This window comes from Streptomyces sp. B6B3, assembly GCF_039871525.1.
In the GTDB taxonomy this organism is placed as follows: domain Bacteria; phylum Actinomycetota; class Actinomycetes; order Streptomycetales; family Streptomycetaceae; genus Streptomyces.
The window spans coordinates 14,555-30,498 of record NZ_JBDPLU010000009.1 but is presented as its reverse complement, the minus strand read 5'-3'; the positions used below and the strand labels follow the sequence as shown (position 1 = coordinate 30,498).

The 15,944-nt window shown below is 74.0% G+C and carries 15 protein-coding genes; 6 read left to right on the top strand and 9 right to left on the bottom strand.

The window, feature by feature from the left end; genetic code table 11:
* Window positions 1-12 precede the first annotated feature (12 nt).
* Window positions 13-609, top strand: a complete 597-nt coding sequence (amaP, locus tag ABGB06_RS19695; protein ID WP_347591139.1) for an alkaline shock response membrane anchor protein AmaP — start codon at window positions 13-15, stop codon at window positions 607-609.
* A 48-nt stretch (window positions 610-657) separates the two neighbouring features.
* Here amaP and ABGB06_RS19690 read toward each other — a convergent pair whose 3' ends face one another.
* The gene (locus ABGB06_RS19690; protein ID WP_347591137.1) at window positions 658-2,094 is read right to left on the bottom strand and encodes an FAD/NAD(P)-binding protein; all 1,437 of its coding nucleotides are present in this window, start codon (window positions 2,092-2,094) and stop codon (window positions 658-660) included.
* Window positions 2,095-2,289: 195 nt separating this feature from the next.
* Here ABGB06_RS19690 and ABGB06_RS19685 point away from each other — a divergent pair, with 195 nt between their 5' ends.
* Entirely contained in the window at window positions 2,290-3,450 is a 1,161-nt protein-coding gene (locus tag ABGB06_RS19685) for a LuxR C-terminal-related transcriptional regulator (protein WP_347591135.1), read from the top strand.
* Between the two features lie 85 nt (window positions 3,451-3,535).
* On the opposite strand, the gene ABGB06_RS19680 is transcribed toward ABGB06_RS19685, so the two are convergent.
* Entirely contained in the window at window positions 3,536-4,486 is a 951-nt protein-coding gene (locus ABGB06_RS19680) for an SURF1 family protein (protein ID WP_347591133.1), read from the bottom strand.
* A gap of 25 nt (window positions 4,487-4,511) precedes the next feature.
* Window positions 4,512-5,531 (bottom strand): DEDDh family exonuclease, encoded by a 1,020-nt coding sequence (locus tag ABGB06_RS19675; protein WP_347591131.1) that lies wholly within the window; start codon window positions 5,529-5,531, stop codon window positions 4,512-4,514.
* A gap of 218 nt (window positions 5,532-5,749) precedes the next feature.
* On the opposite strand from ABGB06_RS19675, the gene moaA reads away from it, so the two are divergent.
* Window positions 5,750-6,739, top strand: coding sequence for a GTP 3',8-cyclase MoaA (moaA, locus tag ABGB06_RS19670; RefSeq protein ID WP_347591129.1), 990 nt, complete (start codon window positions 5,750-5,752; stop codon window positions 6,737-6,739).
* Here the strand turns inward: moaA and ABGB06_RS19665 are convergent.
* The 5 genes from ABGB06_RS19665 to ABGB06_RS19645 all read right to left on the bottom strand — a co-directional run bounded on the left by ABGB06_RS19665 (window position 6,722) and on the right by ABGB06_RS19645 (window position 12,044).
* Window positions 6,722-6,964 (bottom strand): hypothetical protein, encoded by a 243-nt coding sequence (locus ABGB06_RS19665; protein ID WP_347591127.1) that lies wholly within the window; start codon window positions 6,962-6,964, stop codon window positions 6,722-6,724. The genes moaA and ABGB06_RS19665 overlap by 18 nt on opposite strands.
* A gap of 192 nt (window positions 6,965-7,156) precedes the next feature.
* Window positions 7,157-7,507, bottom strand: coding sequence for a DUF3099 domain-containing protein (locus ABGB06_RS19660; RefSeq protein WP_347591125.1), 351 nt, complete (start codon window positions 7,505-7,507; stop codon window positions 7,157-7,159).
* Window positions 7,508-7,589: 82 nt separating this feature from the next.
* Window positions 7,590-9,017, bottom strand: coding sequence for a tyrosine--tRNA ligase (gene tyrS, locus ABGB06_RS19655; RefSeq protein WP_347591123.1), 1,428 nt, complete (start codon window positions 9,015-9,017; stop codon window positions 7,590-7,592).
* Between the two features lie 85 nt (window positions 9,018-9,102).
* Entirely contained in the window at window positions 9,103-10,512 is a 1,410-nt protein-coding gene (locus ABGB06_RS19650; protein WP_347591121.1) for a metallopeptidase TldD-related protein, read from the bottom strand.
* A complete protein-coding gene (locus tag ABGB06_RS19645; protein WP_347591119.1) occupies window positions 10,509-12,044 on the bottom strand; it encodes a TldD/PmbA family protein in 1,536 nt (511 codons plus the stop codon). Before ABGB06_RS19645 ends, ABGB06_RS19650 begins: the two co-directional genes overlap by 4 nt.
* A 236-nt stretch (window positions 12,045-12,280) precedes the next feature.
* Between ABGB06_RS19645 and fabG the strand changes: the two genes are divergently transcribed.
* Window positions 12,281-13,000: a 3-oxoacyl-[acyl-carrier-protein] reductase gene (fabG, locus tag ABGB06_RS19640; RefSeq protein WP_347591117.1), complete on the top strand. Its 720-nt coding sequence runs from the start codon at window positions 12,281-12,283 to the stop codon at window positions 12,998-13,000.
* 1 nt (window position 13,001) lies between these two features.
* Entirely contained in the window at window positions 13,002-13,781 is a 780-nt protein-coding gene (gene fabI, locus ABGB06_RS19635) for an enoyl-ACP reductase FabI (protein ID WP_347591115.1), read from the top strand.
* A gap of 69 nt (window positions 13,782-13,850) precedes the next feature.
* Here fabI and ABGB06_RS19630 read toward each other — a convergent pair whose 3' ends face one another.
* Window positions 13,851-14,561 (bottom strand): FCD domain-containing protein, encoded by a 711-nt coding sequence (locus tag ABGB06_RS19630; RefSeq protein WP_347591113.1) that lies wholly within the window; start codon window positions 14,559-14,561, stop codon window positions 13,851-13,853.
* Window positions 14,562-14,637: 76 nt separating this feature from the next.
* On the opposite strand from ABGB06_RS19630, the gene ABGB06_RS19625 reads away from it, so the two are divergent.
* Window positions 14,638-15,927 carry an MFS transporter gene (locus tag ABGB06_RS19625; RefSeq protein ID WP_347591111.1) on the top strand — a complete coding sequence of 430 codons (1,290 nt, stop codon included), beginning with the start codon at window positions 14,638-14,640 and terminating at the stop codon, window positions 15,925-15,927.
* Window positions 15,928-15,944: the final 17 nt, after the last annotated feature.

Here is a 15,944-nt window from a genome sequence, read left to right as displayed (position 1 = left end):
GCGGGGGAGAGCATGCTGCGGATCGTGAACCGGGTGCTGATGGGCCTGTGCGGCCTCGCGCTCTTCGGCTTCGGCCTGGCGGCCACGCTGGCCGCGCTCGACCTGCCCCGCCGTTGGGGCTTCACGCCGCCCTCCTGGTGGTCCTGGCGCGGCCCCGACGACGTGCTGCTGACCCGGGCCGACCGCGTCCAGTGGCGGGCCGAGGGCTGGTGGTGGCCGGTGGTGATCGGCGGCCTGTCCGTGCTGGTGCTGCTCGCCCTGTGGTGGCTGCTGGCCCAGCTGCGGCGGAAGCGGCTCACGGAGGTGCTGGTGGACAGCGGCGACGGCAGCGGCGCGCTGCTGCGCGGGCGGGCGATGGAGGAGGTGGTGACCGCGGAGGTGGAGACACAGCCCGGCGTCGAACGGGCCCGGGTCACGCTGGTCGGCCGCCGCAACCAGCCGCGGGTCCGGGTGGGCCTGCTGCTCGCGCCGCAGGCCCACCCGGGCGACGCGGTCCGCCGGTTGCGCGCCGAGGCGCTCGAACACGCCCGCGCCTCCACGGGCCTGCCCAGCCTCCCCGCGGAGGTTCGCATCAGCTCCGCCAAGCACGCGGCGGAACGCGTCAGCTGACCCTCTCCCGGCCCCGCGCGTCTCGACCGGCGCGGAGACGGCTGACGGTCAGGGCGTCCGGAGCGCCACGGCGGTGCGGGACGCCTGCGCGGCGACGCCCGCGATGCTCGACGTGATGAACGAGCCGCCGCCGACCAGATCGCCGACCACGTGCACGCGCGGGTCGGCGGGGACCACCCCGCCGGACGGGTGGCGGGCGGTCAGACCGGCGTCCGTCAGCGCGCCGACCAGGGGCCCGGCCGCGTCCGGGACCGCCGCCGCGGGCGGGTTCACGGCGTTGACGACGACGTGCGCGGTGCGTTGGCCATCGGCGTCGAGCACCCGGAACCGCCCGTTCGCCGGCTCGATCGCTTCGAGTCCCGCGGAGACGGTGAGCTGCCCCGAGTCCAGGAGCCGCATCAGGACGGAGGCGTTCACCGGGACCATCGGCGAGGCGACGCTCGTGACGGTGCGAAGGTGGCGCCGCAGCCACGCGCGGTCGGGTTCGGGCAGCAGACGCCAGGCGTACGGGCCGACGGTGTGTGCCGTCTCCTGCACCACCCGGCGCCCGATCCGGGGGTCGGCGACCGCGGCGAGCTGCTGCCGGAGCCGTCGGACGGGGTGGGCCGTCCGGGTGTCCCGGAGTTCGGCCGCGAGTTCGTCGAAGTCCTCTCCCGCGTCGGCCAGTTCCTCGCGCAGCAGGCCCACGAGGTCGTCGAGCCCGAGCCGCCCCCGAGCGCGGTGCAGCCCTGCCACCCGCTCGACGGTCACGTGCCTCGGGCGCCGGCCGTCCGGACGCTGCCAGACGTGCGGGAGCACCCCGCCGCGTGAGAGGAGCGTGATCCGTCCCGGATACCGGCGCGCGGCCAGTGCCACGACGACGTCGACGGCGGTCAGGCCGCTGCCGACGACCGCCACGTCGTCGCCGGCGGCGATGCCGTCGAGCGTGTCCGCGAGCGGGTAGGGGTCGGCCGTGTAGCCCGCCGCGCCGGACAGCCGGTACGGGTCCGGGAGCCTTCCCCCGCCCGTGCACAGCGCCACGCGGTCCGCCTCGTGCTCCTGCCCGTCGTCCGTGCGCAGGACCAGGCGCCCGCCGGAGCGGACGACGGCGTGCGTCACCCGCGCGGCCACGACGCGCACCGGCCAGCCGCGTTCGCCCAGCGCCCCGACGGCCTTCTCCGCGGCGTGGACCAGGTAGTCGCCGTAGCGCGCGCGGGGGACCAGGGGTTGGCCGAGGAGCGGGTCGAGGTGGTCGGCGCCGCGGGTCCCGAGCCAGGCCGCGAAATGGCCGAAGTCACCGCCCCGGACGGACATGAGCGCCGGCGGGGTGTTGACCAGCACCGCGTCCAGGTCCGGACCGTAGGGTCGCCCCCGCCACAGGTGCGGCGACGGCTCGAAGACCGTGATGGTGCCGGTCCCGGCCACTCCGGCGTTCCCCTCGGCGACGGCGAGCGCGTCCAACAGGCCGACGGCCGCCGCGCCTCCCCCGACGATCGCGATGTCCATGATCTGCCTCCCCGTCTTCGGTACCACCGACCCTGCCCGTCCCCGCCGGCGCACCCCATCCCGCGCTTCCGGGAGATCGGCGGGGCACGACCCCCTCGAACGAGGGGTTCCGCGCGGTGTGGGCGGCAGGGCAGGCTGAGGGAACGGGGGGAGCGGGCAGGCGACGGCCGGGCCGAGCAGTCGAGGGGGACACGCATGACCGATCAACGCCGACCGGTGCTCGCCGCCGCGGAACAGGCCGGCGACGCCCTGGACCTGTTCGGCCGCGTCTCGGCCCGGTTGCGGCGGCTGATGCCGTTCCACTCGGCCGTGTGGACCGCCACCGACCCGGAAACCGGCCTGATCACCGCGCCGATGCTGGTGGAGAACCTGGGCTCGGGCGAGGACTGCGCCGCCTACTGGCACAGCGAGCTGCTGGAGGAGAACGTCCTGCCCTTCCGCGACCTGGCCCGGGCCGCCGTGCCGGCGGCCGGGTTGCGCGCGGCCACCGGTGACCTGCCCGCCCGCAGCAGCCGGTTCCGGCGCCTGCTGCGGGACCAGGGCGTGCACGACGAGCTGCGCGCCGTGTTCCGGATCGGGGACCGCCCCTGGGGCCTGGTGAGCCTGTTCCGCGTCACCGACGCCTTCCGCGCCCGGGAGACCGCGCTGCTCGCCGACCTGTCCCGTCCGCTGGCCGAGCGGCTGCGGGCGTTGGCCCGGCCGCCCGCGTCCGCGCGCGGCACGGACTCCCCGGCGCCCGGCCTGGTCCTCTTCGACGAGTCCGGCCAGGCCATGTCGGCCAACGACGAGGCGCGACACCTTCTCGCGCGGCTGCCGGACGGGCCCTCGTTTCCCACCGCGCTGGGCCTGAGACTGCCGATCTGGGTGATCGGCACGGCGTTCCAGGCGCGCGCCGTCGCCGCCGGCCGGGATCGCGGCGGCGCCCGCGTGCGCATCCGCACCACCGAGGGCCGCTGGCTGACCTGCCACGCCTCATGCCTCACCGGCCAGGGCGGCAGCCCGGGACCGGTGGCGCTGGTCATCGAGCCGGCGACCCCCGGCGACCTGGCGGTGCTGGTCGCGGAGGCGTACGGCCTGACCCCGAGGGAGCTCCAGATCACCCAGCTCACCGCACGCGGGATGACCACCGCCGAGATCGCGACGGCGCTTTTCATCTCGCCGCACACGGTCCGCGACCACCTCAAGACGATCTTCGCCAAGGCCGGCGTCTCAAGCCGGGGCGCGTTGGTCGCCCGCCTGTTCACCGACCACTACTGGCCCGCGCTGCCGGAGCCGACATCGGTCCGGCGCACCGGCCAACCGCCCGCCCGGGCCCGGATCGTCCAGCGACCACGAGAACGTCTGCCCGACGGGTGACGGGTGACGGGTGACGGGTGACGGGTGACGGGTGACGGCGATCCCGGCGGGGGCAGGGTCGGGCGCGGGTCCGGGAGGACGTGGGTCAGAGCCGGGCGGCCGCGGGACCGGGGGCGGCTTCGGGGGCCGAGCCGTTCGGGTCGCCCGCCGCGGTGCCGCGGGGGCTCGGCGCGGCGCTCTCGGCGCCCCGGGCGCCACCCGCGCCGCCGTCTCCCGCGTCTCCGGCGCTCCGGACGCCGCTCGTGCCGCCCGTCCCGGGCTCACGTTGGGTCCGCCGGTCGTGCAGCTCGCGGCGGAGCAGCAGGACCCAGCCGACGGGGACGCCCGCGGCGAAGAGCCACCACTGGATGGCGTAGGCGAAGTGCGCGCCGATGCTGGTGTGGTCCGGCTCGGGCAGCGGCTCCGGGCGGCTGCCGCCGCCTCCGCCGTCCTCGGCCGCCGCCGGTGCGGTGTCCGTGAGCTCCACGTACCCGCCCAGCATCGGCGTGCCGAGCTCCGCGCCCAGCCGCTCGGCGTTGATCAGCATCACCATGCCCTCGGGCAGGCCCGAACGGTCCCGGATGCCGGTGGTGCCACTGGTCTCGTCGACCATCAGCCGGCCGGTCACCGTGACCTCGCCGGCGGGCGGCGCGGCGACCGCCGGCGCCCGCGTCGGGTCGTTGCCCGCCGGGACCCAGCCGCGGTTCACGAGCACCCCGGTGCCGTCCTCCTGGATCAGCGGGGTGAGCACGTAGTACCCGACGGCTCCCGCGTCGTTGGCCCGCTGCCGCGCCAGCACCTGGTCCGCGACGCGGTACTCGCCGGTGGCCGTCACCGGCCGGTACCGGTCGTCCGGGTCCGGTTCGCCGCCGACCTCGGTGAGCTCGGCCATGGCGACCTGCGGGCTGTCCAGGCTGCCGGCGATCAGGTCGTTGCGCTCGACCCGCTGCTCGTGCCGGTGCAGCTGCCAGAAGCCCAGCCACACCATGGTCGGGATCAGGCCCAGCGCGACGAGCGTGAGGATCACCCACTGCCGCGACAGCAGAAAGCGGTACACAGCCCCCGACCGTACCCGAAGTCAGCTATCCCTCCCGCGCCGGGGCCACGTCGTCCAGCAGCCGGGTGAAGGCCGCCTCGTCCACCACCGGGGTGCCGAACGCCCTGGCCCTGATCACCTTGGCCGTCGCCGCCTCCGGATCGTTGGTGACCAGCAGGCTCGTCAGCCGGGAGAGCGTGGGCGCCACCTGCAGGCCGGCCGCCGCCGCCCGGTCCTCCAGCAGCTCCCGCTCGACCGAGGTGTCCCCGGAGAACGCCACGCGCATCCCCTGCACCAGCCGCCCGCCCGGCTCCCACCGACCCGGATTGGGGTACGGGCACGGCGCGCGCCGCCGCGCCGGGCGCCGCCCGGCGCGCCAGGGCCGGTCGCGGCGCGCCAGCTCGCCGTCCGTCTCCTCGTCCGGGTCGGGCAGCTCGGTCCACACGGTCAGCGGCCGGCAGGCGAGCAGCGGCAGCGGCAACCGGGCGCCAGCGGCCTGGTGCAGGCTCGGCCGGAACACCTCGGCCAGCACCCGGGCGTCGTCCAGCGCGTGGTGGGCCCGGCGCTGCGCCACCCCGAAGTACGCCGCGAGGGTCTCCAACTTGTGGTTCCGCAGCGGCAACGCCAGCGCCTTGGACAACTTGATGGTGCAGAGCCGGTGGTCCACCGGGGCCGCGCCCTGGGTCCGCGCGTACTCCCGGGCGATCATGGCCCAGTCGAACTCGGCGTTGTGCGCCACCAGGACCCGGCCCGCCAGCCGGTCCGACAGGTCCCCGGCGATCTCGGCGAACAGCGGGGCGTCGGCGAGCATGTCGGCCGTCAGCCCGTGGATCCAGGTGGGTCCCGGGTCGCGCTGCGGGTTGACCGCCGTGTACCAGTGGTCCTCCACCTCGCCCTTGGCGTCCAACTGGTAGACCGCGGCCGAGACGATCCGGTCGTCACGCGAGAGTCCGGTCGTCTCGACGTCGACCACGGCATACCCGGCGGGATAGCCGGAGGGCCACGAGCCGGAGACGGACTGCTGTGCGGGAGCCTGCGTCGCGGCTGCCTGGTGGTCTTCAAGCATGGTCCCTGAGGATACGGGTCGCCACCGACAGCGCCCGCCAAGCGCCCCGGAGTTGACGCCCGACCAGCTCCGACCTCCCGCCGGCCGCACCGCGGCCCGCGCCGCCACCACCGAACCGCCACCGCGCCGCCGCCCCGGCGGGCGCGGGGCATGTCAGACCAGTGGCGTACGCTGCTTGGCAGCCGTTCGCACCGGGCTCACGGGCCGGAGGTCCTCGCATGCTGCTCGACACCTACGGTCGGACCGCCACCGATCTGCGGGTCTCGCTGACCGACCGTTGCAACCTGCGCTGCACGTACTGCATGCCGGAGGAGGGGCTGGCCTGGCTGGCCAAGCCGGAGCTGCTCACGGACGACGAGGTGGTCCGGCTGGTGCGGGTGGCGGTGGTCGAGCTGGGCGTCACCGAGGTGCGGTTCACCGGCGGGGAGCCGCTGTTGCGCCCCGGGCTCGTCGGCATCGTGGCGCGCTGTGCCGAGCTCGGCCCGCGCCCCCAGCTCTCCCTGACGACGAACGGCATCGGCCTGGAGCGGGTCGCCGGCCAGCTGCGCGAGGCGGGCCTCGACCGGGTCAACGTCTCGCTGGACACCGTCGATCCGGAGATGTTCCACCGGATCACCCGGCGCCGCCGGCACGGCGACGTGCTGCGCGGCCTGGCCGCCGCGCGGGAGGCCGGACTGACCCCCGTCAAGGTGAACGCGGTGCTGCTGCCCGGGCTGAACGAGGCGGAGGCGCCCGACTTGCTCGCCTGGGCCCTGGAGCACGAGTACGAGCTGCGGTTCATCGAGCAGATGCCGCTGGACGCGCAGCACGGCTGGCAGCGCGACCGGATGGTCACCGCCGGGGACATCCTCGCGTCGCTGCGCACCCGGTTCACCCTCACCGCGGAGGACGACGGGGAGCGCGGCGCGGCTCCGGCGGAGCGCTGGCTGGTCGACGGCGGGCCGGCGCGGGTCGGTGTCATCGCCTCCGTGACCCGCCCGTTCTGCCGGGCCTGCGACCGCACCCGGCTGACGGCCGACGGTCAGGTGCGCACCTGCCTGTTCGCCCGGGAGGAGTCCGATCTGCGCGGCGCGTTGCGCGCCGGGGCCACCGACGCCGAGCTGGCCGCCCGCTGGCGGGCCGCGACGTGGGGCAAGAAGGCCGGGTCCGGGTTGGACGAGCCGGAGTTCCGTCAGCCGAGCCGCCCGATGTCAGCCATCGGCGGCTGACCGCCGCCACTCCTCCAGCGGCACCACGTCCTTCAGGAACCCGCGCACGCCGAGGAACTGGCTCAGATGCTCGCGGTGCTCGGCGCAGGCCACCCAGGTCTTGCGCCGCTCCGGGGTGTGCAGCTTGGGATTGTTCCAGACGAGCACCCACACGGCGTCCGCGCGGCACCCCTTCGCCGAGCACACGACCGGGCCGTCCGTGGATTCATCGAACACCGAATCCATCCAACTTCCTCAAGTGCCTCACGTGATGAACATGGCGACGCCGGGCGGCCACGGGGGGAGCCGCCCGGCGTCGGTCCGTCGCTCCGACGGGGGATACGGAGCGCTCTTGAAGTATGACATGCAACGCCGGGCCCGCGGCACCGGAAGCGCTCAAATCATCTGAGGATTTCTTGAGCTTTCTCTGCGGAGGGCTCAGCTCCGCTTGTGATCATCGTCCTCGGAATTCCGCTCCGAGGGCGGCAGCTCATGCCCGGACGTGCTGGTGAGGAAGGTGGAGGGCAGCTTCGGCGCGTTCTCCCGACCGGCGTTGGCGATCACCACGGCGACATACGGCAACACCGCGCCGAGCACCAGCGCCACCACCGCCAGTGGGCGACTGACGTCCCACAGGAGCACGGTGAGCAACACCGCGGCCGTGCGGACGAGCATCGAGATCACGTAGCGGCGCTGCCGCCCGCGCACGTCGTCGTCCAGGCTCTGCCGGGCGCTGGTGATCCGGAAGACGGCGGGATCCGCCTGTGTGCGTCGCCGTGTCACACCCATCACCATCCCTCCCTGCCCACCCTACGCCGGACCTCAGGGGCAGGTCAGGGTGGACTCGGCCGTCCCGGAGCGGGGCGCCGGGTCAGGCCGCGGGGACCGGGGCACCGCGGAGCACGGCCAGCTTCCGGCCGGCCTTGAGGAACACCCCGGTCGTCCCGCTGGCCCCCGCCAGCTGCTCGGCCACGATCTCGCCCAACGGGCGCAGGGCGTCCGGCTCGGTCAGCACGGCGGCCCGCTGCTCGCCCCCGTCGGACTCCAGCACCAGCCGCAGCGCGTTCTGCTTGGCCAGCCGGCGGGCCGCGGAGGCGCTCGGCGTGAACTCCAGCACCCGGGTCAGCACGGTGGCCACCCCCTCGGCGCCGTGCTCGGCGAGGTCCACCTCGGGCAGCGTGGCCACCTCGCCGAAGCTGCGGCGGGAGAACTGCGCGGCGAACCCGGCCCGCGCCGCCATCGCCGCGTCCACGCCGTGCAGCGCGGTGACCGCCTCGCCGGCCAGCACCCGCTTGAGGTCCATCGGGTGCAGCGAGGAGTCCGCCAGCCGCTCGGCCACCATGCCGATCTCGGCGTCCGTCCACTCCGTCCAGGCGCGCAGGTAGGGCTCCATCAGCCGGTCGGGCACCGACATGATCTTGCCGAACACGTCGTCGGCGGTCGCCCCCAGCGCGATGTAGTTGCCCTGGGACTTCGACATCTTCGCGCCGGTGCCGTCGGTGCCCTCGATCAGCGGCATCGTGACGACGAGCTGTGGCGGCAGCCCGTAGATCTCCATCACCCGCCGGCCCATCTGCATGTTCAGCAGCTGGTCCACGCCGCCCAGCTCGACCTCGGCGTCGATCTCCGCCGAGTCGATGGCCATGGCCACCGGGTAGATCAGCTCCGACATGCTGAGCCCGTGCCCGGCCTCCAGCCGGGTGCGGAAGTCCTCGCGCTGCAACAGCGCGGAGGCCGGCACCTGCGCCAGCAGGCCGATCAGCCGCGGCAGCGCCACCCCGGACAGCCACTCGCTGTTGTGCCGGAACCGCACCCGCTCGAAGTCGAAGAACGGCCTGACCTGGTCGCGGTAGCCCGCCAGGTTCCGCGCGATGTCCTCGTCGGTCAGCGGCGGCCGCTCGCTGGAGCGCCCCGAGGGGTCGCCGATCTTCGCCGTGATGTCGCCGATGATCAGCGTCACGTCGTGCCCCATCCGCTGGAAGCGGCTGAGCGCGATGATCGGCACCGCGTGTCCCAGGTGCACGTCCACGGCGGTCGGGTCGATGCCGAGTTTGACCCGCAGCCCGCGCCCCTCGGCGCGCGCCGCCTCGATCCGCTCGGCCAGCGCCGCGACCGACGGCAGCACGTCGACCGCCCGGCCCGCGATCAGCTCCGCCTGCTCCTTGGCCGACAGGTCGGTCAGTTCGAACGAGCGGCGCGCCCCCGTCTCCGTGAGCAGCTCCCGCACGGTGTCGTCCGTCGAGAGGTCCTGCGCCAGCAGCGCCCGAACGCGCTGCACGGATTCGCCGAGGCGTGTCACGATCAGTCCCGGAGGTCGGAGGGGGAGAGCGGTCGGCGCCCATCCTACGGCCGGCCTGACCGGCCGCGGGACGGGCGCCGAGGGGTCAGACGCCGGGGCTGACGGAGCTCATGTTGAACTCGGGGATGCGCAGCGCCGGCATCGCGACCTGGGGGAAGTACTCGCCCCATTCGCGGGACCGGCAGCGCTCCGTGCGGCCGGCCTCGGTGGCGCGGCCGAACACGTCCACCGGCGACTCGTTGAACCGGAAGTTGTTCACCACGCCCGACACCTCGCCGCCCTCCACCAGGTAGACGCCGTCCCTGGTGAGCCCGGTGAGCAGCAGCGTCTTCGGGTCCACCTCGCGGATGTACCACAGGGTGGAGATCAGCAGGCCGCGCTCGGTGTCCGCGACCAGCTCGTCCAGCGAACGCTCGCCGCCCCCGTCCAGCAGCAGGTTGCCCACCAGCGGCGCCACCGGCAGCCCGGTGAGCTCGGCGGAGTACCGGTTGGTCGGCAGCTGGTGCAGCACCCCCTCGCGGATCCAGTCGGCCCGGGACAGCGGCAGGCCGTTGTCGAAGACCGAGAGGCCCGGCGTGAAGATGTCCGTCGAGCTGTGCGCCAGCAGGAACGGGGCCGCCGCCAGACCCGGCGCGGCGGGGTCGCTGTAGAGCGTCAGCGGCAGCTCGCTGAGCCGCTCGCCGACCCGGGTGCCGCCGCCCGCCCGGCTGAACACCGTCCGCCCCTCGTGGGCGTTCCGGGCGTCGCTCATCCAGTGCTGGTAGATCATCAGGTCCGCCACCGAGGTGGGCGGCAGCAGCGTCTCGTACCTCCCGGGCGGCAGGTCGATCCGGCGCTCCGCCCAGCGCAGCCGGGTGGCCAGCTCGGCGTCGAGCGCGGCGATGTCCACGTCGCGGAAGTCGTCGGTCGGCGTGGTCACGAACGCGGACCGCTCCCGGTCCGGCGACTTGGCGTTGAGCTCGACGCTGCCGGTCGGCTGGTCGTGCCGCAGCCGCAGCCCGGTGGAGGTGCCGAGGTAGCTGGAGACCATCTCGTGGCTGGCGAAACCGAAGAGCTCCCGCCGCTCGGCCCGGGCCCGGGCGAACGTCTCGCCGAGCGCCGGCGCGAAGGCGGCGAAGACGTCGGAGGAGGTCTCCGCCGGCGGTTCGGCGAAGTCGGGGGAGGCGGGCGCGTCCTGGGCCAGCGGCTGCGCGTCCTCGGCCGACGGCGACTGCCTGGCCGCCTGTTCCGCCGCCCGCACCAGCGGTTCCAACTCGTCGTCGGTGACCGCCGACCTGGTCACCACGCCCGCGGAGACGCCCTGCGCGCCGGCCACGGTGGCGATCACGGTCAGCCGCCGCCCGCGGGTGACGCCGTTGGTGGTCAGCCCGTTGGCCGCCCACCGCAGGTTCGCGGTCGACTCCTCGTCGGCGATGACCACCATGCCGTCCGCCTGGGACAGGGCCAGCGCGCGTTCGACGATCTCGTGTGGTCTGCTCGGCTGGCTGGCGCTCATCGGCCGGACTCCTGGGTGGTGTTGAGGATGGTGATGTCCCGGAACAGCGCGGACGGGCAGCCGTGCGAGACCGCCGCGGTCTGTCCGGGCTGGGCCTTGCCGCACATGAACGAGCCGCCGAGCAGGTACGTCTGCGGACCGCCCACGGCCTCCATCGAGCCCCAGAAGTCGGTGGTGGTGGCCTGGTAGGCGACGTCCCTGAGCTGGCCGGCGAGCCGGCCGTTCTCGATCCTGAAGAAGCGCTGCCCGGTGAACTGGAAGTTGTAGCGCTGCATGTCGATGGACCACGAGCCGTCGCCGACGACGTAGATGCCGCGCCGCACGCCGGAGATCAGCTCCTCGGTGTCGGGCCCGTCGGGCGCCGGCTGGAGCGAGACGTTGGCCATCCGCTGCAGCGGCACGTGCGCGGCGGAGTCGGCGAACGCGCAGCCGTTGGACCGCTCGAAGCCCTTCAGCCGGGCGATCCGACGGTCCATCTGGTAGCCGACGAGCACGCCTTCCTTCACCAGGTCCCAGGACTGCGTCCGCACGCCCTCGTCGTCGTAGCCGATGGTGGCCAGGCCGTGTTCCACGGTCCGGTCGCCCGTCACGTTCATCGCCTCGGAGCCGTAGCGCAGCGTCCCGAGCTTGTCGAGGGTGGCGAACGAGGTCCCGGCGTACGCCGCCTCGTAGCCCAACGCCCGGTCCAGCTCGGTGGCGTGGCCGATCGACTCGTGGATGGTGAGGAAGAGGTTGGACGGATCGATGACCAGGTCGTAGCGGCCGGGCTCGACCGAGGGCGCGGCCATCTTCTCGGCCAGCAGCGTGGGCAGCTGGTCCAGCTCGGTGTCCCAGTCCCAGCCGGTGCCGGTCAGGTACTCCCAGCCGCGGCCGGCGGGCGGCGCCAGCGTGCGCATGGTGTCGAACGCGCCGCTCGCGGCGTCCACCGCGGTCGCGGTCAGCTCCGGCTGGATCCTGACCCGCTGCTGGGTGGTCATCGTGCCCGCGGTGTCGGCGTAGAACTTGTTCTCCTGCACCGCCCACAGCCGCGCGTCCACGTGCGTGACGCCCTCGGCCCCGAGCAGCCGCGCGCTCCAGTCGGCCAGCAGTTCGGTCTTGTCGCTGTCCGCGACGGCGAAGGGATTCACCTCGTAGGCGGAGACCCAGGTCTGCTCGCCGTAGGACGGCTCGGGCGCCAGCTCCACCCGCTCGTCGGAGCCGGCGGCCGCGATCACCTTGGCCGACAGCCTGGCCATCGCCACCGCCTGCGCGGCCACCCGCGCCGCGCCGTCCATGGTCATCTCCACGCCGGCGGCGAAGCCCCAACTGCCGCTGTGCACCACCCGCACCGCGTAGCCGGTGTCGGTGGTGTCCTGCATGCCTGCCGGACGCGCGTTGCGCAGCACCCAGTTGGCGTCGCGGATGCGTTCGAGACGGAAGTCGGCGTGGTCGGCGCCCAGCGCCCTCGCACGGGCCAGCGCCGCGTCGGCCAGTTGCCGCAGCGGGAGCGCGAGAAATGTGTCGTCTAGGGATCTGGACGCGGTGTCTGGCACGGTCTCTCCTGTCCGTCGCCGTCGGCGGTGACCGGGGCGGTGGGTGGCGCCCCGTCCGATCATGCCTCCCCCGACGGGCGGCGCCCAAGGGTTATCGCCGATGGCGGGCCGGTGGGCTGTAGGAACCCGACAGGACGGCGGCGATGCGCCTGTCGTCCACCGAGCCCCGGAACGCCGGCGCCGCGCACTAGCGTGTCTGCCGAGCGACGACAGCATGACCAGAAAGGGGTGGTCCCGTGAGCCGGTCGGTACTCGTCACGGGCGGCAACCGAGGCATCGGCCTGGCCATTGCCCGCGGTTTCGCCGACGCCGGCGACCAGGTCGCCTTCACCTACCGTTCCGGCGAGCCCCCCGCGGAGCTCACCGAGCGCGGCTGCCTGCCGGTGCGGTGCGACATCACCGACGGTGAGCAGGTGGAGCAGGCGTACAAGGTGATCGAGGACACCCAGGGCAGGGTCCAGGTGCTGGTGGCCAACGCCGGCATCACCCGCGACCAACTGCTGCTGCGCATGTCGGAGGAGGACTTCTCCGCCGTCCTGGACACGAACCTCACCGGCACCTTCCGGATGGTCAAGCGGGCCACCAAGGGCATGCTGCGGGCACGCGCCGGCCGCGTGGTGCTGATCTCCTCGGTGGTCGGCCTGTCGGGCTCGGCCGGCCAGGCCAACTACGCGGCGTCCAAGGCCGCGCTCGTCGGTTTCGGCCGCTCGATCGCCCGCGAGCTGGGCTCCCGCGGCATCACCTGTAACGTGGTCGCGCCCGGCTTCGTGGACTCCGACATGACACGGGCACTGACCGAGGAGCGGCGTACCGAGATCGTCGGCCAGGTGCCGTTGGGGCGCTACGCCCAGCCCGAGGAGGTCGCCGCCACGGTGCGCTTCCTCGCCTCGGACGACGCCGCGTACATCACCGGAGCCGTCATCCCGGTTGACGGCGGATTGGGCATGGGGCACTGACATGAGCGGACTTCTCGCCGGCAAGCGCGTCCTCGTCACGGGCGTGCTCACGGACGCGTCCATCGCCTTCCACGCGGCCAGGCTGGCCCAGGAGGAGGGCGCCGAGGTGGTGCTCACCGGGTACGGGCGCCTCAGCCTGGTGGAGCGGATCGCCAAACGGCTGCCGAAGCCGGCCCCGGTACTCGAACTCGACGTGCAGAACGCCGAGCACCTCGCGTCGCTGGCCGGCCGGGTCGGCGAACAGCTCGGCGAGGGCGTCGGCCTGGACGGCGTGGTGCACTCCATCGCCTTCGCGCCGCAGGACGCGCTCGGCGGCAACTTCCTCAACACCGGCTGGGAGTCCGTCGCCACGGCGGTCGAGGTGTCCGCGTACTCGCTGAAGTCCCTCACCATGGCGCTGCTGCCGCTGCTGGAGCAGCGCGGCGGCTCGGTGGTCGGCATGGACTTCGACGCGCAGGTGGCGTGGCCAAAGTACGACTGGATGGGCGTGGCCAAGGCCGCGTTGGAGGCCACCACCCGGTACCTCGCCCGCGACCTCGGCGACCGCGACATCCGCTGCAACCTGGTCTCTGCCGGCCCGATCAAGTCGATGGCCGCGCGGTCGATCCCCGGCTTCGAGGAACTCGCCGACGTGTGGAACACCCGCGCGCCGATCGGCTGGGACCTGGCCGATCCGGAGCCCGCGGCGCGCGGCGTGGTCGCCCTGCTGTCCGACTGGTTCCCCAAGACCACGGGCGAGATCGTGCACGTGGACGGCGGCGTCCACATGATGGGGGCCTGACCCGCCAGACCGGCCCCTCCGGGCAGCGGGCCGCCACCCGCGGCACCCGAGGCGTGGCGGCTCCGGCCGCTACGCCTCGTCGGACCTCGGCGCCTCGTTCGCCGCCCGCTCCGCGACGGCGCGACAGCGCAGGGCGTACGAGCCGGCCTCCTCCTCCGCCGTCCCCTCGTCCGTCGCGCGGATCGCGTCCAGCAGCCGGGCGTGGTCCACATGGTCCTCCGGACGCAGCTCCTCGCCCACGTCGTGCCTGAGCAGCGCGCGCACCACGGAGCCCAGGTCCGCGTAGACGGTCGTCAGCACCTCGTTGTGCGAGGCCTGCACCACCGCCATGTGGAACGTCGCGTCCGCCTCCACGAACGCCTCCACCTGTCCCGACGCCCACGCGGACTCGCGCCGGCCCAGCAGCGCCTCCAGCTGCCGCAGGTCGCGCTCGGTGCGCCGGCGCGCGGCCAGCCGGGCCGCCGCGGCCTCCAGCGCGCTGCGCAGCTCCGCGACGTCGCCCGGATCCGCGTCGGCGAACCGGCGGTGCATCACGCCGGCCAGCTCGCTGGTCGCCGCCACGTACGTGCCCGAGCCCTGCCGGATGTCGAGCAGCCCGTTGTGCGCGAGGGCCCGGATCGCCTCCCGGACGGTGTTTCTCGCCACCCCGAGCCGCTCGACCAGCTCCGGCTCGGTGGGGATGCGCGAACCGACCGGCCAGGCGCCCGAGGTGATCTGCTGGCGCAGCTGGTTGATCACCTGGTCGGCGAGGGCCGAGCGGCGGGGCGCGGTGAGTGACATATCTCTCCCGGGCTCTCCGGATCCGTGGCCACTCCTTCGGGTCACGGATACATCCCATGATTCTATGATGTTGGGCATGCCGTTGACGAAGGATGACCGTACCCTTTCGGAGCGTTCCCGCGCACCGTCGGTTCCCGGCTCCCCGGCAGCCTGGCTGGTGATGGCGGGTCTGGTGCTCGCCGCGCTCAACCTGCGTCCGGCCATCGCGGGCCTCGGGCCCGTGCTGGCGGAGGTGCGCCGGGACCTCGACATGAACGGCGTCGTGGCCGGCCTGCTCACCTCCCTGCCCGCGCTGTGTTTCGGCCTCGTCGGCCTCTCCGCCCCCCGGCTGGCCCGCCGGCACGGGCCCGTGGCCGTGATGCTGCTCGGCCTGACGGCGGTCGTCGCCGGGCTCGCGTTGCGCCCGCTCGCCGGCGGCACCTGGTTCTTCGTCGCCGCGAGCGCGCTCGCCCTGGCCGGCATCGCCATCGGCAACGTGTTGATGCCGGTGCTCGTCACCCGCTTCTTCCCCGACCGGGTCGGCGCCGTCACCGGCCTGTACTCCACGGGCTTCGCCCTGGGCACCGCGGCCGCCGCCGGCCTCACCATCCCGGCCACCGACGCCCTCGGCGGCGGCTGGCGGATGGGCCTCAGCGTGTGGGCGGCGCTGGCGGTGCTCGCGCTGCCGCCCTGGATCGCGGTGCTGCTCAGCCAACGGCGCCGCGCGGCCGGTGCCCCGGGGCCCGCGGGCCGGGCCGGGGCCACCGGCGCCCGTGGCGCGGCCGTCCCGGGTGAGGCGACCGCGCTGCCCCGGCTCACCCGCTCGGCCACCGCCCGGGCGCTCGCGGTCTTCTTCGGCCTCCAGGCCACGGCCGCCTACGTCACCATGGGCTGGGCCCCGCAGATCTTCCGCGACGCCGGCGTCTCGGCCGGCACCTCGGGCGTGCTGCTGGCGGTGATCATGGGCGTGGGCGTGCCGTTCAACCTCGTCCTGCCCCGGATCGCCGCCCGGATGCGGCACCAGGGTCCCCTGACGGTCGTGCTGGGCGGCTGCGGGCTGATCGGCTATGCCGGACTGTGGCTGGCGCCGGTCGGCGGCGCCTGGGTATGGGCGTTCTTCCTGGGCATATCGAACTGCGCGTTCCCGGTCGCGCTGACCATGATCGGCCTGCGCTCCCACACCGCCCACGGGGTGGCCCGGCTCTCCGCGTTCACCCAGAGCACCGGCTACCTGCTGTGCGTGCCGGGACCCCTGCTGGTGGGCACGATGAACGAGGCCACCGGCGGCTGGGAGCTGCCGCTGGCGTTCCTCACGGTGCTGATGTTCGCGCAGATCGCGGCCGGGGTGATCGCCGGCCGGGACCGCCGGATCGAGGACGGCGGCTGAGGGCGGCGCCCGGACAC

Coding starts and splice junctions, on each gene's coding strand:
- ABGB06_RS19690 (WP_347591137.1), bottom strand. CDS start 2,094: ATGGACATCGCGATCGTCGGGGGAGGCGCGGCGGCCGTCGGCCTGTTG.
- amaP (WP_347591139.1), top strand. CDS start 13: ATGCTGCGGATCGTGAACCGGGTGCTGATGGGCCTGTGCGGCCTCGCG.
- ABGB06_RS19665 (WP_347591127.1), bottom strand. CDS start 6,964: ATGGATTCGGTGTTCGATGAATCCACGGACGGCCCGGTCGTGTGCTCG.
- ABGB06_RS19650 (WP_347591121.1), bottom strand. CDS start 10,512: ATGAGCGCCAGCCAGCCGAGCAGACCACACGAGATCGTCGAACGCGCG.
- ABGB06_RS19685 (WP_347591135.1), top strand. CDS start 2,290: ATGACCGATCAACGCCGACCGGTGCTCGCCGCCGCGGAACAGGCCGGC.
- ABGB06_RS19675 (WP_347591131.1), bottom strand. CDS start 5,531: ATGCTTGAAGACCACCAGGCAGCCGCGACGCAGGCTCCCGCACAGCAG.
- ABGB06_RS19630 (WP_347591113.1), bottom strand. CDS start 14,561: ATGTCACTCACCGCGCCCCGCCGCTCGGCCCTCGCCGACCAGGTGATC.
- moaA (WP_347591129.1), top strand. CDS start 5,750: ATGCTGCTCGACACCTACGGTCGGACCGCCACCGATCTGCGGGTCTCG.
- ABGB06_RS19625 (WP_347591111.1), top strand. CDS start 14,638: ATGCCGTTGACGAAGGATGACCGTACCCTTTCGGAGCGTTCCCGCGCA.
- fabI (WP_347591115.1), top strand. CDS start 13,002: ATGAGCGGACTTCTCGCCGGCAAGCGCGTCCTCGTCACGGGCGTGCTC.
- ABGB06_RS19660 (WP_347591125.1), bottom strand. CDS start 7,507: ATGGGTGTGACACGGCGACGCACACAGGCGGATCCCGCCGTCTTCCGG.